This window comes from Denitratisoma oestradiolicum, assembly GCF_902813185.1.
Lineage (GTDB): Bacteria > Pseudomonadota > Gammaproteobacteria > Burkholderiales > Rhodocyclaceae > Denitratisoma > Denitratisoma oestradiolicum.
The window spans coordinates 966,949-988,509 of record NZ_LR778301.1 but is presented as its reverse complement, the minus strand read 5'-3'; the positions used below and the strand labels follow the sequence as shown (position 1 = coordinate 988,509).

Annotated in this window: 19 protein-coding genes, 1 tRNA gene and 1 pseudogene; 3 read left to right on the top strand and 18 right to left on the bottom strand. The window is 63.0% G+C overall.

Translation table 11 applies throughout. The annotated features are described in order from the left end of the window. Positions 1-72: 72 nt before the first annotated feature. A pseudogene (gene cobA / locus DENOEST_RS04575) lies at positions 73-819 on the top strand (uroporphyrinogen-III C-methyltransferase); the annotation flags it as partial. Positions 820-877: 58 nt separating this feature from the next. Here the strand turns inward: cobA and DENOEST_RS04570 are convergent. From DENOEST_RS04570 to tpiA, 18 genes are all read right to left on the bottom strand, one after another. Then, the gene (locus DENOEST_RS04570; RefSeq protein ID WP_183148203.1) at positions 878-1,441 is read right to left on the bottom strand and encodes an NUDIX domain-containing protein; all 564 of its coding nucleotides are present in this window, start codon (positions 1,439-1,441) and stop codon (positions 878-880) included. 72 nt (positions 1,442-1,513) lie between these two features. Then, on the bottom strand, positions 1,514-2,989 hold the full coding sequence (gene nuoN / locus DENOEST_RS04565; protein ID WP_145771721.1) for an NADH-quinone oxidoreductase subunit NuoN: 1,476 nt from the start codon (positions 2,987-2,989) through the stop codon (positions 1,514-1,516). Between the two features lie 15 nt (positions 2,990-3,004). Further along, the gene (locus tag DENOEST_RS04560) at positions 3,005-4,480 is read right to left on the bottom strand and encodes an NADH-quinone oxidoreductase subunit M (protein ID WP_145771720.1); all 1,476 of its coding nucleotides are present in this window, start codon (positions 4,478-4,480) and stop codon (positions 3,005-3,007) included. A gap of 16 nt (positions 4,481-4,496) precedes the next feature. Then, positions 4,497-6,512, bottom strand: coding sequence for an NADH-quinone oxidoreductase subunit L (gene nuoL / locus DENOEST_RS04555; RefSeq protein WP_145771719.1), 2,016 nt, complete (start codon positions 6,510-6,512; stop codon positions 4,497-4,499). A 9-nt stretch (positions 6,513-6,521) separates the two neighbouring features. Then, the gene (nuoK, locus tag DENOEST_RS04550; protein WP_145771718.1) at positions 6,522-6,839 is read right to left on the bottom strand and encodes an NADH-quinone oxidoreductase subunit NuoK; all 318 of its coding nucleotides are present in this window, start codon (positions 6,837-6,839) and stop codon (positions 6,522-6,524) included. A 4-nt stretch (positions 6,840-6,843) separates the two neighbouring features. Next, positions 6,844-7,458: an NADH-quinone oxidoreductase subunit J gene (locus tag DENOEST_RS04545; protein ID WP_145771717.1), complete on the bottom strand. Its 615-nt coding sequence runs from the start codon at positions 7,456-7,458 to the stop codon at positions 6,844-6,846. A gap of 6 nt (positions 7,459-7,464) precedes the next feature. Beyond that, positions 7,465-7,962, bottom strand: coding sequence for an NADH-quinone oxidoreductase subunit NuoI (nuoI, locus tag DENOEST_RS04540; RefSeq protein WP_145771716.1), 498 nt, complete (start codon positions 7,960-7,962; stop codon positions 7,465-7,467). Positions 7,963-7,966: 4 nt separating this feature from the next. Next, positions 7,967-9,025, bottom strand: a complete 1,059-nt coding sequence (gene nuoH, locus DENOEST_RS04535) for an NADH-quinone oxidoreductase subunit NuoH (protein ID WP_183148202.1) — start codon at positions 9,023-9,025, stop codon at positions 7,967-7,969. Then, on the bottom strand, positions 9,025-11,361 hold the full coding sequence (gene nuoG, locus DENOEST_RS04530; RefSeq protein ID WP_145771715.1) for an NADH-quinone oxidoreductase subunit NuoG: 2,337 nt from the start codon (positions 11,359-11,361) through the stop codon (positions 9,025-9,027). The genes nuoH and nuoG overlap by 1 nt, the downstream gene beginning before the upstream one ends. Then, positions 11,355-12,701, bottom strand: coding sequence for an NADH-quinone oxidoreductase subunit NuoF (gene nuoF, locus DENOEST_RS04525; RefSeq protein ID WP_145771714.1), 1,347 nt, complete (start codon positions 12,699-12,701; stop codon positions 11,355-11,357). Before nuoF ends, nuoG begins: the two co-directional genes overlap by 7 nt. After that, on the bottom strand, positions 12,702-13,175 hold the full coding sequence (nuoE, locus tag DENOEST_RS04520; protein ID WP_145771713.1) for an NADH-quinone oxidoreductase subunit NuoE: 474 nt from the start codon (positions 13,173-13,175) through the stop codon (positions 12,702-12,704). Positions 13,176-13,177: 2 nt separating this feature from the next. After that, a complete protein-coding gene (locus DENOEST_RS04515) occupies positions 13,178-14,431 on the bottom strand; it encodes an NADH-quinone oxidoreductase subunit D (protein ID WP_145771712.1) in 1,254 nt (417 codons plus the stop codon). Beyond that, the gene (locus tag DENOEST_RS04510) at positions 14,424-15,017 is read right to left on the bottom strand and encodes an NADH-quinone oxidoreductase subunit C (protein WP_145771711.1); all 594 of its coding nucleotides are present in this window, start codon (positions 15,015-15,017) and stop codon (positions 14,424-14,426) included. Before DENOEST_RS04510 ends, DENOEST_RS04515 begins: the two co-directional genes overlap by 8 nt. 16 nt (positions 15,018-15,033) lie before the next feature. Continuing rightward, the gene (locus tag DENOEST_RS04505) at positions 15,034-15,510 is read right to left on the bottom strand and encodes a NuoB/complex I 20 kDa subunit family protein (protein ID WP_145771710.1); all 477 of its coding nucleotides are present in this window, start codon (positions 15,508-15,510) and stop codon (positions 15,034-15,036) included. Between the two features lie 3 nt (positions 15,511-15,513). Next, positions 15,514-15,888, bottom strand: coding sequence for an NADH-quinone oxidoreductase subunit A (ndhC, locus tag DENOEST_RS04500; protein ID WP_145771755.1), 375 nt, complete (start codon positions 15,886-15,888; stop codon positions 15,514-15,516). A gap of 71 nt (positions 15,889-15,959) precedes the next feature. Then, positions 15,960-16,044: transfer RNA gene (locus tag DENOEST_RS04495), tRNA-Leu, on the bottom strand. A gap of 113 nt (positions 16,045-16,157) precedes the next feature. Continuing rightward, positions 16,158-16,496: a preprotein translocase subunit SecG gene (gene secG / locus DENOEST_RS04490; RefSeq protein WP_145771709.1), complete on the bottom strand. Its 339-nt coding sequence runs from the start codon at positions 16,494-16,496 to the stop codon at positions 16,158-16,160. Between the two features lie 19 nt (positions 16,497-16,515). Continuing rightward, the gene (tpiA, locus tag DENOEST_RS04485; RefSeq protein WP_145771708.1) at positions 16,516-17,262 is read right to left on the bottom strand and encodes a triose-phosphate isomerase; all 747 of its coding nucleotides are present in this window, start codon (positions 17,260-17,262) and stop codon (positions 16,516-16,518) included. Positions 17,263-17,398: 136 nt separating this feature from the next. On the opposite strand from tpiA, the gene DENOEST_RS04480 reads away from it, so the two are divergent. Together DENOEST_RS04480 and DENOEST_RS04475 are read left to right on the top strand one after the other, a co-directional pair. Beyond that, positions 17,399-17,791: an RNA-binding S4 domain-containing protein gene (locus tag DENOEST_RS04480; RefSeq protein ID WP_145771707.1), complete on the top strand. Its 393-nt coding sequence runs from the start codon at positions 17,399-17,401 to the stop codon at positions 17,789-17,791. 248 nt (positions 17,792-18,039) lie between these two features. Further along, entirely contained in the window at positions 18,040-21,516 is a 3,477-nt protein-coding gene (locus tag DENOEST_RS04475) for an indolepyruvate ferredoxin oxidoreductase family protein (protein ID WP_145771706.1), read from the top strand. Positions 21,517-21,561: the final 45 nt, after the last annotated feature.

Here is a 21,561-nt window from a genome sequence, read left to right as displayed (position 1 = left end):
GTGCCCTGGCAATTGATCGATTCCGGCTCAAATTCGGCAACCCCATCTTCGACCATGCCCCACAAGACTGTTCGCCCTGGCACCGTTTATCTGATCGGCGCGGGTCCCGGCGATCCGGAGCTGCTCACCCTGCGGGGTGCACGACTGCTGAAGGACGCCGATGTGGTTGTCTATGACAATCTGGTGGCCCCCCCCATACTCGACCTGGCCCGCCCGGATGCCGAACGCATCTACGCCGGCAAGCGTCGGGGCAATCATGCCCTGCCCCAGGATGAACTGAACCTGTTGCTGGTATCCCTGGCTCGTACCGGCAGGCGGGTAGTGCGGCTCAAGGGAGGCGACCCCTACATCTTCGGACGGGGTGGCGAGGAAGCCGAAACCCTGGCCCAGCATGGCATTCCCTTCGAAGTGGTGCCGGGTGTGACCGCTGCCGCGGGCGTGGCTTCCTATGCGGGCATCCCCCTCACCCACCGCAATTATTCCCAGGCCTGCGTTTTCGTCACCGGCCATCTGCGGGACGGCAGCATGAACCTGGACTGGAAGGCCCTGGCCCGCACCAGACAGACCGTGGTGATTTACATGGGCTTGCAGGGCCTGCCGGTGCTGTGCGAACAAATGATGGCCCACGGACTGCCGCCGGACTGGCCCGCCGCCATCGTGCAGCAGGGCACCACGCCCCATCAGCGCACGGTCTGCGGCACCCTGGGCACCCTGCCCCGACTGGCCCAGGAGGCCGGTCTGCGGGCGCCAACCCTGATCATCGTCGGCGAAGTGGTGAAGCTGCGGGACAAGCTTTCCTGGTTCGAGAAGCGCCGCTGAAGGCGAATGGCCCTTTCATGCCAGGGTGGAGCCGCACTCCACCCCAACAAAATTCAGCTTAGCCCGGTAGCGGCCACTGGCCGGAAAACATCTTGTCGGCCCAGAGCAGGGCGGTGATGGTCTTGGCGTCGGTGATCTCGCCGTCCCGCACCGCCAGCAGCGCATCGGCCAGGCACATCTCGATCACCTCGATGTGTTCGCCCTGGTCCCGTTCATGACCCACATAGCTCAGGCCGTGGGCCAGAAAAATCTCGATGCGCTCGTTCGAATAGCCGATGCAGGGATGCATGGTGCCCAGATGGTGCCAGTTGCGGGCCTTGTAGCCAGTCTCCTCCCGCAGTTCCCGGCGGGCAGTATCCAGGGGATGCTCCGCCGGATCGATCTTCCCCGCCGGCAGTTCCAGGAAGATGCGCCGTAACGGGTAGCGGAACTGGCGCTCCAGCAGCAGCTTGCCGTTGTCCAGGGGCGCCACGATCACCACCGCGCCCGGATGGGCAATCCATTCCCGTGTGGTCTCGTGGCCATCGGCCAGGCGCACCCGATCGCGATGCACCCGCAGCAAGCGACCCGCGAAGACTTCCTCGCTGGTCAGCTCGGTCTCCATCAGGTCCTCGTCCTTCATGATCACCTCACCAAAACGACAAGGGCGGCAACCGGGACTACCCAGTTGCCGCCCGTCATGTTCTGCCTCCCGTCAGAGGGAACGGGCCAGGGCGTACTGACAGATGCCGATCAGGGACTGGGGGAAGAGTCCCAGCACAGCTACCGCCAGGGCATTGGCCGAAAGCAGCAGGCGCATGTCCAAGCTGGCCTGGATCGGCAGCGCATTGGCAGCCGGCGCATCGAAGTACATCAGCTTCACTACCCGCAGGTAGTAGTAGGCCCCCACCAGGGAAAGCAGCACGGCGAACACCGCGACATTCATGTGGCCGGTGGCCACCACGATGGCCAGCACCGAGAACTTGGCAAAGAAGCCGATGAAGAAGGGAATGCCAGCCATGGAGAACATCAACACCAGCATCATGGCGGCGAACCAGGGGCTACGCTTGTTCAGCCCCTTGAAGTCCTCCAGCTCCTCGGACTCGAAACCGGCCCGGGACAAGAGCAGGATCACGCCGAAGCTGGCCAGGGACATCAGCACATAGGCCGTGGTGTAGTACATGGCCGTGGTGTAGGCGGCGAAGGCCGGCGCCCGGTTGTCTCCCATCACGCCGCTGGTCAGGGCCAGCAGCATGAAGCCCATATGGGAAATCGCCGAATAGGCCAGCATGCGCTTCAGGTTGGTCTGGGCGATGGCGGCCAGGTTACCCAGAGCGATGGACAGGATCGCCATGATCAACATCATCGACTGCCATTGCTGGGCCAGTTCGAACAGGCCATAGACCAGAAGGCGCATGGCCAGGGCGTAGGCAGCAAATTTGGGCGCGGAAGCGATGAACAGGGTCACCGCCGTGGGGGCACCGTGATAGACATCGGGAATCCACATGTGGAAAGGCACGACGCCGAGCTTGAAGCCGATGCCAGCCACCAGGAACACCAGACCGAATATCAATACGGTCTTGTTGGCCCCGCCACCGTAGATGGATTGGGCCACGACGCCGACTTCCAGAGAGCCGGTGGCGCCGTAGATCATGGACATGCCGTAGAGCAGCAGGCCCGAGGCCAGGGCGCCCAGCACGAAATACTTCATGGCCGCCTCGGTGGCTCTTGCCGAATCCCGGTCGATGGCCACCAGGGCATAAAGGGACAGGGACAGCAGCTCGATCCCCAGATACATGGTGAGGAAATGGGACGAGGAGATCATCACCATCATGCCCAGGGTGGCGAACAACACCAGCAGGTAGAACTCCCCCTTGTCCAGCTTGCGCGCCGCCAGATAGCCCCGGCTATAGACCAGCACCACAATCACCGCCAGGTAGGTGAACAGCTTGAGCAGATCGCCCAGGGTGTCGTCCACAAACATGTTGCTGAAGGTGAGCACGGTCTGGTCGGTGGAGGTCATCACCGTGATCGCCGCGCAACCGATCAGGGTCAACACGGAGAGCAGGCCGACGATCCAGCGGCGTGAGCCGGCGATCAGATCGACGAAGAGGATGACACCCGCCATGACGAGCAGGAAAATCTCCGGCGCGGCCGGGTAGAGATCTGGGGCGACAAAATTGTTCAACATGTATCTCTCGCGCCGTTACATCAGTTTGCTGACGGCCACATGCTTCAGCAGGTTATCCACTGAGGCATGCATGACGTCGGTGAAAGGGAAAGGATAGAGGCCCATGGCCAGCACGGAGGCAGCCAGCAGGCCCAGCACCAGGAATTCCCGGGAATCGATATCTTCCAGTTGGGCCACATGATCGTTGGCCACCGCGCCGAACACCACCCGCTTGTACATCCAGAGGGTGTAGGCGGCGCCGAGGATCAAGGTCGTGGCGGCGGCGAAGCCAGTCCAGAAGTTGAACTGGATTGCCCCCAGGGCCACCATGAATTCGCCGACGAAACCAGAGGTGGCCGGCAAGCCGGAATTGGCCATGGCGAAGAGCATGAACAGGGCCGCGAACTTGGGCATGGAATTCACCACGCCGCCGTAATCGGCGATCTGACGGCTGTGCATGCGATCGTACATCACGCCGATGCAGAGGAACATGGCGGCGGAGACGAAGCCATGGGACAGCATCTGGACCAGGGCACCCTCGACGCCGAGGGTGTTGAAGATGAAAAAGCCCAGGGTGACGAAGCCCATGTGGGAGATGGACGAATAGGCCACCAGCTTCTTCATGTCGGTCTGCACCAGGGCCACGAAACCGATGTAGATCACCGCGATCAGGGACAGGGCGATCATCATCGGCGCCAGAATATGGGACGCATCGGGCACGATGGGCAGGGAGAGCCGGATGAAACCGTAGGCGCCGAGCTTCAGGGCGATGGCGGCCAGCACCACCGAGCCCCCCGTGGGCGCCTCCACGTGGGCGTCCGGCAACCAGGTATGGACCGGCCACATGGGCACCTTCACCGCGAAGGAGAGCAGGAAGGCGATGAAGATCATGACCTGGGGCCCCCGGTCGATGGGCAGGGCGTGCCAGTCGAGGATGCTGAAGCTGCCGGACTGGAGGAACAGGTAGATGAAGGCCAGCAGCATCAGCAGGGAGCCGAGCAGCGTGTAGAGAAAGAACTTGAACGCCGCATAGACTCGATTGGGGCCGCCCCAGATGCCGATGATCAGGTACATCGGGATCAGGCTGGCCTCGAAGAAGACATAGAACAGCACCGCATCCAGGGCGACGAAAATGCCGTTCATCAGGCCGGACATGACCAGGAAGGCACCCAGGTACTGGGCCTGCTTCTCCTTGATCACCTCCCAGCCCGCCAGCACCACCAGCACGGTGATGAAGCTGTTGAGCAGCACGAACAGCAGGGAAATGCCGTCCACCCCGAGGAAGTACTGGATGCGGAAGGGCTTGATCCAGGGCGCCTGCTCCACGAACTGCATGCCGGCCTGAGCCGTATCGAAGCCTGAATACAGGGGAAGGGTCACAAGGAAGCCGGCCAGGGCCACGAACAGGGCCAGCCAGCGGGCCACCGCGCCACGCTCGGATCCGACGGCGAACACCGCCAGCGCGCCGAGGATGGGCACCCAGATGGCAAGACTCAACAGGTGGGAACTCATCGCTTCTTATCTTTCCTCAAGCGCGGTTGAACCACAGCGTCAGCAAAACGAAGACGCCGATGATCATGGAAAAAGCGTACTGGTACAGATGGCCGCTCTGGAACAGGCGCACCACCGAGGCGATCCAGCCCACCAGACGGGCCGAACCATTGACCACGACGCCGTCTATCAGCACCTGATCGCCGGCCTTCCACAGGCCCTTGCCCAGCAGACGGGCACCGGCCGCGAAGAACACTTCGTTGAACCGGTCGAAGTAGTACTTGTTGTCCAGCAGCACATAGAGGGGGCGCAGGTTGCGGGCAATGGCGGCGGGAATGGCCGGGTTGACCAGGTAGAAATACCAGGCCACAACCACACCGGACATGGCCAGCAGGAAGGGTAGCGAGGTCAGTCCGTGCAGGGCCATGGCGACGGCACCGTGGAACTCGTGGCTCAGTTCTTCCATGGCGGGATGGCGGGCGGCATCGACGACCACCGCGCTGCCGAACCAGTCGCCATGGAGCATGGGCTGGATGGTCAGGAAACCGATGATCACCGAGGGAATGGCCAGCAGCACCAGGGGCAGCCAGACCACCCAGGGAGTCTCGTGGGGCTTCTGGCCCGGCGCCAGGCCATGATGATGATCAGCCGAAGCTTCCTCGTCGTCATGGTCGCCCTGATGGTCATGATGATTCTTGCCGAAGCGCTCCTTGCCGTGGAACACCAGGAAGTACATGCGGAAGGAGTAGAAGGCCGTGACGAAGACGCCGATCAGCACGCAGGCATAGGCATAGCCGGCCCCCGGCAGTTGGGAGGCATGGGCCGCCTCGATGATCGAGTCCTTGGAATAGAAGCCGGAGAGGAAGGGGAAGCCGATCAGGGCCAGGGAACCCAGCAGGGAGGTGATCCAGGTGATGGGCATGTATTTGCGCAGGCCGCCCATGTTGCGGATGTCCTGGTCATGATGCATGCCGATGATCACCGAGCCGGCGCCCAGGAACAGCAGGGCCTTGAAGAAGGCATGGGTCATCAGGTGGAATACCGCCACCGAATAGGCCGACGCGCCCAGGGCCACCGTCATGTAGCCCAGCTGGGACAGGGTGGAGTAGGCCACCACGCGCTTGATGTCATTCTGGATGATGCCAAGGAAACCCATGAACAGGGCCGTGGTGGCGCCGATCACCAGCACGAAGGAGAGCGCCGTGTCGGACAGCTCGAACAGGGGCGACATGCGGGTGACCATGAAGATGCCGGCGGTCACCATGGTGGCGGCATGGATCAGGGCCGAGATCGGGGTCGGGCCTTCCATGGAATCGGGCAGCCAGACATGCAGCGGCACCTGGGCCGACTTGCCCATGGCGCCGATGAACAGGCAGATGCAGATCACGGTGATCAGGGACCAATCCGTCCCTTGGAATACCAACGCCGCCAGTTGTTCCTTTTTGGCGAAAACCTCGGCGTAATCCAGGCTGCCGGCGTAGGAAGCAATCAGGCCGATGCCCAGCAGGAAACCGAAGTCACCCACCCGGTTCACCAGGAAGGCCTTCAGGTTGGCGTAGATGGCTGTGGGCCGGGTATACCAGAAACCGATCAGCAGATAGGAGACCAGGCCCACTGCTTCCCAACCGAAGAACAACTGGACGAAGTTGTTGCTCATGACGAGCATCAGCATCGAGAAGGTGAACAGCGAGATGTAGCTGAAGAAGCGCTGGTAGCCGGGGTCCTCGGACATGTAGCCGACGGTGTAGATATGCACCATCAGGGAGACGAAGTTGACCACCAACATCATCATCACCGTCAGCTTGTCGATCAGGAAGCCCACCTGGAGGTTCAGCCCGCCGGACTGGAGCCAGGTGTAGACGGCGCCGTTGAAGGTATGGCCCGCCTCCACGTCCTGATAGATGATCACCGACAGCACGAAGGAGACAGCGACTCCGAGGATGGTGACGGTATGGGCACCGGCGCGACCGATGGTCTTGCCGAACAATCCGGCCACGATGGCGCCGACCAGGGGCGCCAGGGGCACGAGCAGGTATATCGTCTGCATATCCATTGTTGTGCGCTAGCCCTTCAGGCTGTCGAGATCTTCCACATTGATCGTGGAAAGGTTGCGGAACAGCACCACCAGAATCGCCAGGCCGATGGCCGACTCGGCTGCCGCCACCGTCAGGATGAAGAACACGAAGATCTGTCCGGCGGTATCGTTCAGGTAGTGAGAAAAAGCGACGAAATTAAGATTGACCGCCAACAGCATCAGTTCGATGGCCATCAGCAGAACAATCAGGTTCTTGCGATTGAGGAAGATGCCGACCACGCTGATGGCGAACAGGGCGGCGCCGAGGATCAGGTAGTGGGAAAGGGGTACGGCTTGGGCAAACATGTTCTTACTCCCCTCCCTGAACTGGTTTTTCCGCCGCCATCTTGACCAGACGGATGCGGTCATTGCGCTTGACGGCAAGCTGGTCGGATGGATGCATGGCCTTGGAGTCCTTGCGCTTGCGCAGGGTCAGGACGATGGCGGCGATGATGCCCACCAGCAGGATCACCGAGGCCAGTTCAAAAGGATAGACATACTCGGTGAACAGCACCCGACCCAGTTCCTTGGTATTGCTGTAGCCGGCCGGGGCGGTGTGGCCCGGCATGGCGTCGAGACCGAAATAACGCCCCCCCAGCACCACCGACATTTCGGCCACCATCAGGCCACCGATCGCCGCGCCGAAGGGCAGATGCTTCCAGAAGCCATGGCGCAAGGATTCGACATTGATGTCCAGCATCATCACCACGAACAGGAACAGCACCATCACCGCGCCCACATAAACCACCAGCAGGGCGATGGCGAGGAACTCCGCTTCCAGCAGCATCCAGAGTCCGGCGGCATTGAAGAAGGCCAGTACCAGGAACAGCACGGCATGGACCGGGTTGCGGGCTGTGACCACGCGCAGCGCGGCCAGCAGCATCAGCGCGCCGAAGAGATAGAAAAGGACTGTTTTGAATTCCATCGTCGCTTACCGGTATTTGGCGTCCTGCTCCCGATCGGCGGCGATCTGGGACTCGTAGCGATCGCCGTTGGCGAGCAGCATCTGCTTGGTGTAGTAAAGATCGCCCCGCGACTCGCCGTGGTACTCGAACACACGGGTCTCGACGATGGCGTCCACCGGGCAGGCTTCCTCGCAGAAGCCGCAGAAGATGCACTTGGTCAGGTCAATGTCGTAACGGGTGGTGCGGCGCGAGGTTTGCCCATTCGCATCATCCCGCTGGGCCGACTCGATGGTGATGGCCATCGCCGGACACACGGCCTCGCACAGCTTGCAGGCGATGCAGCGCTCCTCGCCATTCGGATAGCGGCGCAGGGCATGCAGGCCGCGGAACCGATTGGACTGGGGCGTGCGCTCCTCCGGGTACTGCACGACAATCTTGCGGGCGAAAAAATAGCGGCCCGTGATGGACATGCCCTTGAGCAGTTCCTTCAGGAACAGGCTGCCGATAAAGTCTCTGGCTCCCATGGGCTTACTTCCAGATGTTAAGGGGTGACATCATCCAGATGCCGATGACAAGAATCCACGCCAGGCACAGGGGCACAAACACCTTCCAGCCCAGACGCATGATCTGGTCGTAGCGGTAGCGGGGGAAGGTGGCGCGGGTCCAGATGAAGAAAACCAGACCGGCGAGGATTTTCAGGGCCAGCCAGCCGAAGCCATCCGGCAGGAAACCCACCGGGGACGACCAGCCGCCGAGGAAGAAGATCGCGGTCATGGCCGACACCAGGGCCATGTTGGCGTATTCGGCCAGAAAGAACAGGGCGAAGCCCATGCCTGAGTATTCCATCATGTGGCCGGCAACGATTTCCGACTCGCCCTCGACCACGTCGAAGGGCGCCCGGTTGGTCTCGGCCAGGCCGGAGACCAGATAGACCACGAACATCGGCAGCAGGGGCAGCCAGTTCCAGGACAGGAAGTTGATCCCCATGTCGGCGAAGACGCCCTTTTGCTGAACCCGCACGATCTCGGTCAGGTTAAGGCTGTTGGAAATCATCAGCACGCAGATCAGGGCCAGACCCATGGCCACTTCATAGGAGACCATCTGGGCCGCGGCCCGCATGGCGGCGAGGAAGGGATATTTGGAGTTGGAGGCCCAACCGGCGATGATCACCCCATAGACACCGAAGGAGGTAATGGCCAGGAACAGCAGTACCCCGGCATCCACGTTGGCCAGCACCCAGCCGTCGGCGAAGGGCACCACCACCCAAGCCACCAGTGCCACGGCGAAGGCCAGGATGGGGCCGAGGAAATACAGGGACTTGTCAGCCCGGGCCGGGGTAATGACTTCCTTGAGGATCAGCTTGATGCCGTCGGCGGCGGGTTGCAACAGGCCGAAGGGGCCGACCCGATTGGGACCCCTGCGCAGATGCATGAAACCCATGATGCGGCGCTCGCCGTAGGTGGTGTAGGCCACCAGCACCAGCAAGGGAGCGATCACGCCAATGATCTTGAGCAGTACCCAGACCAGGGGCCAGAGGGGGCCGAACAGGGGCGGAACCTGTTGCAGCAATGTCATCAGCGCATCCATCAGGCTTTCTCCACAACCAGATTGCCGAACTGGGCACCCAGGGCCACCGTGACGGCATGGGCCGCCGGGATGCGCACGCAGGCGTCAGGCAGGCCAGCTTCCAGGCGGGCCGTCAGGATGACCTGAGCGTCGCCGCTCTTGACTCGCACCGAAGCACCTTCTCCCACTCCGACCGAGGTCAGGGTAGCGGAATTCATGGCAGCCACCGGCGCCGCAGCGTCGACCGTGGCCTGTAGGCTGGGGGCGCGGCGCACCAGGGCATCGGCGAAATACACCGGCACATCGCAGACCCGTTCCAGTCCGTGGCCGGCGCTGCCAGTGGGAAGCGCCGCCAGGGGCGCAGCCGCGCCATTGCCCAGGCCGGCGACAAACTCGGGTTTGCCGCCCAGGACCTCCTGCCGCACCTCTTCGCTGCTGTTGTAGTCGAAGCCCGTCAGGTTCAGCAGATTGCCGAGAACACGCAGCACCTTCCAGGCCGGACGGGTTTCCCCCAGGGGCTTCACCACTGCGTGGAAACTCTGCACCCGGCCTTCGGTATTGACGAAGCTGCCGGAAGTCTCGCTGAAGGGCGACACAGGCAGCATCACGTCGGCGTAATCCAGAGCTGCCTCGGACTTGAAGGGGGACATCACAATCACGGTCTGGGCCTGCTTCATGGCGGCCAGAGCGGCACGACCATCGGCGCAGTCCAGTTCCGGCTCCACCCCCATCAACAGATAGGCGCGGCGCGGCTGGGCAATCATGGCCACCGCATTGAGACCGGACGTCGGTACCGCCTTGGCGACATAGCCGCCGACGCTGTTGGCGTCCGCACCAAGGAAACCGCAACGGATGCCGGTGATCTGGGCCAGTTGCTGGGCCAAGGCATTCAGGCTCGCAGCCTGGGGATGTTGCTGAGCGAAATTACCGAGCAACACTGCGCCATTGGTGGCGGAACACAGGCTGTCGGCGATCTGGCGGGCCACGGCGGAAACTTCCACACCGGACAGGGCGGCATCCACCGCCACGCCCTTCTGTTCCGCCGCCGCCTTGACCACTTGGGCCAACAGAGCGGGCAGTTGGGAAGGAGCGGCAATGGCCTTGGCAAACAACTTCATCAGCAGATCGTCGTCCGCCGAATGCAGCACGCTGATCTTCGCGCCACGCTTGGCGGCCTGGCGCAGACGCTGGGCCAGCAGGGGCTGATCCTTGCGCAGGAAGGAACCCACCAGCAGCACCCGGTCCAGGCGGGACAGCTCGGACACCTTCAGACCCAGCCAAGGCGTGCCCTGGCGCTGGGCATCAGCGGAGAAGTCGGTCTGGCGCAGGCGGAAATCCAGGTTGTCGCAACCGATGCCGCGCAGCAGTTTCTGGCCCAGGAACATCTCCTCCAGGGTCGAGTGGGGGCTGATCAGGGCGCCGATGGCCTCGCCACCGTGGGTCTTGGCCACGTCGCGCAAGGCATGGGAGACGTAATCCAGGGCCACGTTCCACTCCACCTCGCGCCATTGGCCGTCCTGCTTGACCATCGGGCGAGTCAGTCGGGCGGCGGAATTCAGCGCCTCGTAGGAGTAGCGGTCCCGGTCGGCCAGCCAGCATTCATTGACGTCCTCGTTCTCCAGGGGCAGCACCCGATAGACCCGGTCCTGCTTGGTCTGGACGACCAGATTGGCGCCGACGCCATCGTGGGGGCTCACCGACTTGCGGCGGGAGAGTTCCCAGGTGCGGGCGGAGAAGCGGAAAGGCTTGGAAGTCAGGGCGCCCACCGGGCACAGATCGATGATATTGCCCGACAGCTCGGAATTCACCGTGGTCTGCACGAAGGGCATGATCTCGGCCCGGTCGCCCCGGAAAGCCTGGCCCAGTTCCTGGAAGCCGGCGATTTCCTGGGTAAAGCGCACGCAGCGGGTACAGTTGATGCAGCGGGTCATGTCGGTGGCGACCAGGGGACCCAGATCCTTGTCGGACACCACCCGCTTTTCTTCCTCGTAGCGGGCCTGGCCGGCGCCGTAGCCCACCGCCAGATCCTGGAGCTGGCATTCGCCGCCCTGATCGCAGATCGGGCAATCCAGCGGATGGTTGATCAGGAGGAACTCCATCACCCCCTTCTGGGCCTTCACCGCCATGCTGGAGTGGGTGAACACCTTCATGCCATTGGTGACCGGCGTGGCGCAGGCGGGCATGGGCTTGGGAGCCTTTTCCACCTCCACCAGACACATGCGACAACTGGCCGCGATGGACAGCTTCTTGTGGTAGCAGAAGTGCGGAATATAGGTGCCGGCCTGGTGGGCGGCATCAATGATGGTGCTGCCGTCCTGGACTTGCAGCGCCTTGCCGTCGATCTCGATTTCTAGCATGACGGTACCGTGGAAGAACTCCGATGGAACGCACTGCCGGCCCGTTGCACATCCCTGGGCACGAGGCATTGCTTGTTCTCGATGTGATACTCGAACTCGGAAAGGAAATGTTTGAGGAAACCATTGACCGGCATTGCCGCCGCGTCGCCCAGGGCGCAGATGGTACGGCCCATGATGTTGGGGGTGATGCTGGCGAGAAGGTCCAGATCGCCGGGGCGGCCCTGGCCGTTCTCGATGCGATGGATGATCTTGTACATCCAGCCCGTGCCCTCCCGACAGGGAGTGCATTGACCGCAGGACTCTTCGTAGTAGAAGTAGGCCAGACGCTCCAGCGCCTTGACCATGCAGACCGTCTCGTCCATCACGATCACGGCGCCGGACCCCAGCATGGAACCGGCCTTGGCGATGGCGTCGTAGTCCATGGTGAGGTCCATGATGATCTCGGCGGGAAGCACCGGCGCCGAAGAGCCGCCGGGTATGACCCCCTTCAGCTTGCGTCCGCCGCGCATGCCGCCGGCCATTTCCAGCAGCTTGGCGAAGGGGGTGCCCAGGGGCACCTCGTAGTTGCCGGGGCGATTCACATGACCGGAGACGGAGAACAGCTTGGTGCCGCCGTTGTTGGGCTTGCCCAGGTTGAGATAGTTCTCGCTGCCCATGCGCAGGATGAAGGGCACGGCGGCGAAGGTCTCGGTGTTGTTGATGGTGGTGGGCTTGCCGTAGAGGCCATAGCTCGCCGGGAAGGGCGGCTTGAAGCGGGGCTGGCCCTTCTTGCCCTCCAGGGATTCCAGCAGGCCCGTTTCCTCGCCGCAGATATAGGCGCCGAAGCCGTGATGGGCAAAGAGGTCGAAGCTGAAATCGGAGCCGAGAATGTTCTGCCCCAGGAAGCCGGCGGCGCGAGCCTCGTCCAGGGCTTCCTCGAAGCGCTGGTAGATCTCGAAAATCTCGCCGTGGATGTAGTTGTAGCCCCGGGCCGCGCCCATGGCGTAACCGGCGATGATCATGCCCTCGATCACCGAGTGGGGATCGTAGCGCATCAGATCCCGGTCCTTGAAGGTACCGGGCTCGCCCTCGTCGGAGTTGCAGACCACGTACTTGTCGCCGGGGAAGTTACCAGGCATGAAGCTCCACTTCAAGCCAGTGGGGAAACCGGCACCGCCACGACCCCGCAGCACGGAAGCCTTGATCTGGTTGATCACCTCGGCGGGAGGAATCTTTTCCGCCATGATCTTGCGCAGGGCGGCGTAGCCTTCCCGGGCCGCGTAGTCCTTCAGGCGCCAGCCGTCATCCCCCTTGCTCCAGCCGGTGGTCAGAACGGGATTGATTGCGTCGATCAGGGCCATTTACTTGCACTCCGCCAGCAGCGCATCGATCTGCTCGGGCAACATGTGGCTGCACATGCGCTTGTTATTCACCAGCATCACCGGCGCGTCGCCGCAGGCTCCCATGCATTCGCCTTCCCTGAGGGTGAACTTGCCGTCCGCCGTGGTCTCGTTGAAGTCGATGCCGAGTTTTTCCTTCAGGTAGTCGGCCGCATGGACGCCACCGGAGAGGGCGCAGGGCAGATTGGTGCAGACGGTGAGCTTGTACTTGCCGACCGGTTGCAGGTCGTACATGTTGTAGAAGCTCGCCACCTCGAACACCGCCATGGGCGCCATGCCCAGGTAGTCGGCGACACATTTGATGGTCTCGTTGGAGAGCCAGCCTTTTTCGTCCTGGGCGATGGCCAGGGAGGCCATCACCGCCGACTGCTTCTGCTCCGCCGGATACTTTGCGATCTCGCGATCGATCTTTTGCAGGGAATCTTGACTCAACATGATTAGCGGTCGATCTCGCCAAAAACAACGTCCATGGTGCCGATGATGGTCACAGCATCGGCGATCATGTGCCCGCGGGCCATCTCATCCATGGCGGAGAGATGAGCAAAGCCCGGCGCCCGCAACTTCATGCGGTAGGGCTTGTTGGCGCCATCGGACACCAGATAGACACCGAACTCCCCCTTGGGATGCTCGATGCCCGCGTAGGCCTCGCCCGCCGGCACATTCATGCCTTCGGAGAAGAGCTTGAAGTGATGGATCAGCTCTTCCATGTTGGACTTCATCTTTTCCCGGGAAGGCGGCACCACCTTGTGATTGTCGGAAATCACCGGGCCCGGGTTCTTGCGCAGCCAGTCGATGCACTGCTTGATGATCCTGTTGGACTGGCGCATTTCTTCCATGCGTACCAGATACCGATCGTAGGAATCCCCATTGACCCCCACCGGAATGTCGAAATCCATCCGGTCATAGGCCGCATAGGGGCGTTTCTTGCGCACATCCCACTCGACGCCGGAACCCCGCAGCATGGGGCCGGTGAAACCCAGTTCCAGGGCACGCTCGGGGGAAACCACCCCAACACCCACGGTACGCTGTTTCCAGATCCGGTTGTCGGTCAGCAGGTCTTCATATTCGTCGCAACGGGGGCCGAAGCGCTCGGTGAAGGCTTCCAGGTAATCCAGCAGGGAGCCCTGGCGATCCTCGTTGAGCTCCCGCACTACCTGCTCATTTTTCCATTTGGAAACCTTGTACTGGGGCATGCGATCCGGCAGGTCCCGATAGACGCCCCCGGGCCGGTAGTAGGCCGCGTGCATGCGGGCGCCAGACACCGCCTCGTAGGCATCCATCAATTCCTCGCGGTCGCGGAAGGTGTACAGACAGACCGCCATAGCACCGATGTCCAGACCATGGGTACCGATATTGAGCTGATGATTGAGCAGCCGCGTCACCTCATCGAACATCACCCGGATGTACTGGGCGCGCTCGGGCACCTCGATACCCAGCAGCTTCTCGATGGCCAGGCAGTAGGCGTGCTCGTTGCACATCATGGACACGTAATCGAGCCGATCCATGTAGGGCAGGGACTGAATCCAGGTCCGGGTCTCGGCCAGCTTCTCGGTGGCACGATGGAGCAGACCAATATGGGGATCGGCGCGAACGATCACCTCGCCGTCCAGTTCCAGGATCAGGCGCAGCACACCGTGGGCGGCCGGATGCTGGGGCCCCAGGTTCAGGGTGTAATTGCGAATATCAGCCACGGCCGTAGCCTCCCTCGCGCACGATGCGCGGGGTCACTTCCCGCGGCTCGATGGATACAGGCTCGTAAATCACGCGCCGCTGCTCGGGGTCGTAGCGCATTTCCACATAGCCGGAAACCGGAAAATCCTTGCGGAAAGGATGACCGACAAAACCATAGTCGGTGAGGATGCGGCGCAGATCGGGGTGGCCATCGAAATGCACACCGTAGAGATCGAAGGCTTCCCGCTCGAACCAGTTGACGCCATTCCAGATATCGACCAGGGAGGGCACCACCGGAAACTCCTCGTCCGCGGCGAAGGTACGCAGCCGAAGCTGCTGGTTCAGGGCCACGGAGTTGAGATGGGAAACGACACCATAACGCGGACCGGTCCGGCCGTTGTACTCGGAATAATCCACCCCGCACAGATCGATCAACTGATCGAAATGGAAATGTTCGTGATCGCGCAACCGGCGAGCCACGTCCAGATAATCACCAACCGCCACCTCGACGGTCACCTCGCCGCGGGCCAGGACGGGCTCACCAAGGAGGCGCCCCCCCAGGACCTGCTGCAGATTTTGACAAAGCCTTTCCAGCTTGGCACTCATGAGTCGGTTTCCGGAATCAACGGGCGATGGTGTTGGTACGCTTCAACTTGTTCTGCAACTGGATGAAGCCGTAAAGCAGCGCTTCGGCGGTGGGCGGGCAACCGGGGACATAAATATCCACCGGCACGATCCGATCACAACCGCGCACCACGGAATAGGAGTAGTGGTAATAGCCGCCACCGTTGGCGCAGGAGCCCATGGAGATCACCCAGCGGGGCTCAGGCATCTGGTCATAAACCTTGCGCAGGGCGGGCGCGCACTTGTTGGTCAGGGTTCCTGCCACGATCATCAGGTCCGACTGGCGCGGACTGGGACGAAAGAAGGAACCGAAACGATCCAGGTCATAGCGGGCGCAGCCCACATGGATCATCTCCACCGCGCAGCAGGCCAGACCGAAAGTCATGGGCCAGATGGAGCCGGTACGGGTCCAGTTGATCACCTTGTCCAGCGTGGTGGTGACGAAGCCTTCTTGCAAAATGCCCTCAATACTCATAGCTCAATCCCAATCGAGGGCGCCCTTGGCCCAGGCATACACATAGCCAACCACCAGGATGCCCAGAAACACCAGCATCTCGACGAAGCCGAACATCTTGACCGCCGGGGTGGCGACGATTTCATGGAAGATCGCGGCCCAGGGAATCAGGAAAGCAATTTCCAGATCGAACAGAATGAAGATGATCGCGATCAGGTAGTAGCGCACGTCGAACTGCATGCGCGCATCCTCGAAGGGCTCGAAGCCGCACTCGTAGGCGGAGATTTTTTCGCTGTCGGGACGATAGGGACCGAGCACTCGACCCAGAATGATGGGCAGGCAGCCGAAGACCAGGCCTACCAAAATGAAGACGAAGACGGGAAAGTAGTTTTCCAGCATAGTGTGCGTGGCCTGCGCCACGGATTTCGACTTCTTGTTCAACAGGGAGACCAGCCCCCCACCTTTATTCTTGGTGCCGACGGCGAGACTCGAACTCGCACGGCTCGCGCCACTACCCCCTCAAGATAGCGTGTCTACCAATTTCACCACGTCGGCCTTGTGGGCACCAAACCAGCACCACACGAGCGGCGCGCATCATACCATCGATACGCTATCCGCTGGACCCGAGGGGCGAGTTTTTTCGCCCGCCGGGCACAACAATCCAGCAATTACTTCGGCACGTCCTTGGCCTTGGAATCGTCGGCCACGGCCGGCACTTGAGCCGGTGCCGACACCGCGCTATCCATCACACTGGCAGCCGCCTTGGGTTTGGCCGTGGCCAGATAGGTGAGACTCAGGCTGGTGAGAAAAAACACCGTCGCCAGGGCTGCCGTCGTGCGCGAAAGGAAATTGGCCGAGCCCGAGGCGCCGAAAAGGCTGCCCGAGCTGCCACTACCAAAGGCCGCTCCCATATCGGCCCCCTTGCCATGCTGAATCAGCACCAGTCCGATCAGGCTCACGCCCACCAGCAGATGCACCGTCAACACCGTCGAATACAGAAAATCCATTTTGACTATCCCAAAAAAATTATCCGGCTGCGCAAATAGCCAGAAAGTCCGAGGCCACCAAGGCCGCGCCACCAATCAACCCGCCGTCGATATCCGGCCGGGAAAACAGTTCCTTTGCATTACCCGGCTTGACGCTGCCGCCATAGAGTATCTGCAAGCCATCCGCCACCGCTGCGCTGTTCCGGGCCACCCTGGCGCGAATCAGGGCATGAACCTCCTGGGCCTGAGCCGGCGTCGCGGTCTTGCCGGTGCCGATGGCCCAGACCGGCTCATAGGCAACCACTGCCTGGGCCAGGGAGGCCACGCCACAACGATCCAGCACCGCCTCCAACTGGCGCGTCACCACCTGGGCCGTGACACCCTGCTCCCGCTCCGCCAAGGTTTCGCCGATACACAGGATCGGCGTCAGGCCCACCGCCTGGGCTGCCTCGTACTTGGCAGCCACCACGACATCGGTGTCGCCGTAGAAGGAGCGTCGCTCCGAATGCCCGACAATCGCGTAACGGCAGCCAAAATCCTGCAACATGGCGCCGCTCACTTCGCCCGTGTAGGCGCCCTGGGCATGCTCGGAAACATCCTGTGCCCCCCAGGCCACCGCACTACCGTTGAGCACCGAACGCGCCTGTGCCAGATAGGGATAGGGAACACAGACCGCGACCTGGGCCGGCAAGTCGGCGGCCCCTTCGCGCAGTGCATGGAGCAGCCCGAGATTCACAGCCAGACTGCCATGCATTTTCCAGTTTCCGGCAACGAATTTTTTACGCATGGCGTTGGAAATGCAGGAAAAAAAGAGTCCGGAGTTTATCGCCTCCCCCCCGCCAAGGTCAAATGAACCCTTGACACAGGCGCCATAGCGCCTGGCCAGATGATGCTGGCGCCTGGGGGATTGCTATAGTCCCGTAATGATCGCCCAACCATCTTCCCTGCCCAGCCTGCGCCTCGACAAGTGGCTCTGGGTCGCCCGATTCTTCAAGACCCGGAGCCTGGCCGCCTCCGCCATCGAGGCGGGCAAGGTGCGCTGGCAGGGACAGCACGTGAAACCCTCGCGGGAACTGCGCATCGGTGACGAACTGGAAATCACCGCGGCCGAGACCACTTGGACGGTGCTCGTGCAAGGCCTCAACGCCCAGCGCCGGCCAGCACCCGAGGCCCGGCTGCTGTATCAGGAAACCGCAGAGAGTCAGGCCCGACGCAGCGCGGCCCAGGAACTGCGGCGGCTGGCGCCGACCCCGGGAGCCGATCTCAAGGGCCGTCCCACCAAGCGGGCCGGGCGCCTGATCCGGAATTTCGGCTAAGGAAGCGCCGAACAAGTCCCAATGCGTCATTCCGGCGAACGCCGGAATCCAGGAAAATCAACGCACTGGACACCGGCCTTCGCCGGTGTGACGGACTTAATCGGTGTTTCCCTAAACGCCGGCTTCCAGCAATCCCCTCGACCAGGCCGGCAGGCTCGGTGACGTATTGATACCCGTAGCCAGAACAGCATCCTTGTCCGATACTGAAACCAGGCCGGCCGACGGCCGGAACTCGACAGGAGAATGGAATGAACGCGCCTCTGGGTTCCATCAGCCTCGACGACAAATACACCTGCGAATCCGGTCGCGTCTTTCTTACCGGCACCCAGGCCCTGGCGCGTCTGGCCATGCTGCAACGGCAACGGGATTCGGCTGCCGGACTGAATACCGCCGGCTATATTTCCGGCTATCGGGGCTCACCCCTGGGAGGTCTGGACCTGACCCTGTGGAAGGCTCGGGAACACCTGGAGCGCCATCACATCCTGTTCCGCCCCGGCATCAACGAAGACCTGGCGGCCACCGCCCTGTGGGGCAGCCAGCAACTGGACATCTTCCCCGGCTCCCGCTACGACGGTGTCTTCGGCCTGTGGTATGGCAAGGGGCCGGGGGTGGACCGTTGCGGGGACGTGTTCAAGCACGCCAATTCAGCCGGCACCGCCCGCCATGGCGGCGTCATCGCCGTGGCCGGGGACGACCATGCCGCCCGCTCCTCCACCCTGGCCCACCAGAGCGAACACATGTTCAAGGCGGCCATGATGCCGGTGCTGGCCCCCTCCGGGGTGCAGGACTATCTGGACCTGGGGCTGCATGGCTGGGCCATGTCGCGCTATTCGGGCTGCTGGGTAGGCTTCAAGGCGGTGGCGGACACCATCGAGTCCTCCGCCTCCGTGGAAGTGGACCCGGCGCGGGTGCGCATCCTGCTGCCCACGGATTTCGAGCTGCCGCCGGGGGGGCTCAACATCCGCTGGCCCGACGAGCGCCTGGTCCAGGAGGAACGCCTGATCAACCACAAGCTCTATGCGGCCCTGGCCTACTGCCGGGCCAACGGCCTGAACCGGGTGGTGATCGATTCGCCCCATCCCCGTCTGGGCATCATCGCCTGCGGCAAGAGCTACCTGGACGTGCGCCAGGCCTTCGACGACCTGGGCCTGGACGAGGAACTGGCGGCCCGGATCGGCATCCGTCTCTACAAAGTGGGCATGGTCTGGCCCCTGGAAGCCGACGGCGTGCGGCGCTTCGCCCAGGGCCTGGAAGAGATTCTGGTGGTGGAGGAAAAACGCCAGTTCATCGAATACCAGCTCAAGGAGGAGCTCTACAACTGGCGTGAGGACGTGCGCCCCCGGGTCATCGGCAAGTTCGATGAGAAGGGCGAATGGGCGCTGCCCCACGGCGACTGGCAACTGCCGGCGACGGGGGAACTGACCCCGGCCATGATCGCCCGGGTGATCGCCAACCGCATCGACCGCTTCTTCACCTCCCCCCGCATCCGCGAGCGCCTGGCGGTGATCGAGGCCCGGGAGCGGGCCGCCGCCACGCCCCTGATTCCTGTGGCGCGGATCCCCCACTTCTGCCCCGGCTGTCCCCACAACACCTCCACCAGGCTGCCCGAGGGCTCCCGTGCCGTGGCCGGCATCGGCTGCCACTACATGGTGACCTGGATGGAGCGCAACACCGCCACCGTCTCCCACATGGGCGGCGAGGGGGTGGCCTGGCTGGGCCAGGCCCCCTTCACCGAGGAGCGTCACGTCTTCGCCAACCTGGGGGACGGCACTTACTTCCACTCCGGCGTGCTGGCGATCCGCGCCGCCGTGGCCGCCGGCGCCAACATCACCTACAAGCTGCTCTACAACGACGCCGTGGCCATGACCGGCGGCCAGCCCCTGGACGGCCCCATGTCGATTCCCATCATGGCCCGCCAGCTCCAGGCCGAGGGCGTGGGCAAAATGGTGGTGGTCAACGACGGCACGCCCCGGGGCTACTCTGCCGCCGACCTGCCGCCGGACGTGGCCATCCGCCACCGCGACGAACTGGACGCGATCCAGCGCGAAATGCGCCAGCAGCCGGGCGTCACGGCCATTCTCTACGACCAGACCTGCGCCGCCGAGAAGCGGCGGCGACGGCGGCGCGGCAAGCTGGAAGACCCGGCCCGTCATGTCTTCATCAACACCCTGGTCTGCGAAGGCTGCGGCGATTGCGGCCGGGCCAGCAACTGCCTGGCCATCGTGCCGGTGGACACCGAGTTCGGGCGCAAGCGGGCCATCGACCAGTCCTCCTGCAACAAGGACTATTCCTGCCTGAACGGCTTCTGCCCGTCCTTCGTCACCATCGAAGGCGGCCGGCCGCGCCGGGGCCTGGCCGTGGATTTCGACGACAGCGGCTTCGCCCTGCCCCCCCTGCCGACGCTGGCCGCCACCGCCCAGCCCTACTCCATCCTGGTCACCGGGGTCGGCGGCACCGGGGTCATCACCCTGGGCGCCCTGATCGGCATGGCGGCCCACATCGACGGCAAGGGCGTCAGCGTGCTGGACATGACCGGCATGGCGCAAAAAGGCGGCGCGGTGTTTTCCCACGTGCGCATCTGCGACGACAGCGCCGCCCTCCATGCGGTGCGCATCGCCACCGGCGAAGCCGACGCGGTGATCGGCGGCGACATCATCGTCACCGCTTCCAACGAGGCCCTGGTCAAGATGCAACCCGGCCGCACCCGGGTGGCGGTCAACTGCGCCCAGACCCCCACCGCCGAATTCACCCGCAATCCGGACTGGCAGTTCCCCCTGGCGCGGATGCAGCAGGTGATCGGCGATGCCGTGGGCACCACCGCCCTCTTCGCCCTAGACGCCACCCGCCTCATCACCCGCCTGATGGGCGACGAGATCTACAGCAACCTCTTCCTGCTCGGCTATGCCTGGCAACGGGGTCTGGTGCCAGTTTCCCTGGAAGCCATCCAGACCACCATCGGCCTCAACGGCACCGCCGTGGAAACCAACCGCCGGGCCTTCCTCTGGGGTCGTCGCGCAGCCCACGACCAGGCCGCCGTGGAACGCTTCGCCCTGCCCACGGATACCCTCCCGCCCGCTGACCTGGACAGCATCGTGGCCCGCCGCGTGGAATTCCTCACCACCTACCAGGATGCCGCCTATGGCGCCCGCTACCGAGATCTGGTGGAACGGGTCCGGGCCGCCGAGCAGGCGACCCAAGGCAGCCACATCCTGGCCGAGGCAGTGGCCCACAACTATTTCAAGCTGTTGGCCGTCAAGGATGAATACGAAGTAGCCCGACTCTATGCCGAAGGCGATTTTCTCGATCAGGTACGGGAGAACTTCGAAGGCGACTACCGAATCCACTTCCATCTGGCGCCGCCCCTGCTGGCCCGCCCCGACCCCGTCACCGGACGCATCAGGAAGCGGGAGTTCGGCCCATGGATGCTCACCCTGATGAGGTTCCTGGCACCCCTGCGCCGGCTGCGTGGCACCCCCTGGGATATCTTCGGCCGCAGCCCCGAGCGACGCCTGGAACGACAGTTGATCGCCGACTATGAAGCCGACATCGACCTGATTCTGACCCAGTTGAGCGTCGCCGACCAGGACGATGCCCTGGCCTTGGCGCGGTTGCCCGAGGCCATCCGCGGCTATGGTCCGGTCAAGCAGAAAAACGTCGAATCGGCCCACCGTCAGCGGGCGGCACTGCGGACGGCCCTGGCAAATCGGGTCAATCCGCAAACCTGATTTCTACGCTCCGCTCCGCCTCCCGGCCCTGCCGGGAAATGAAGC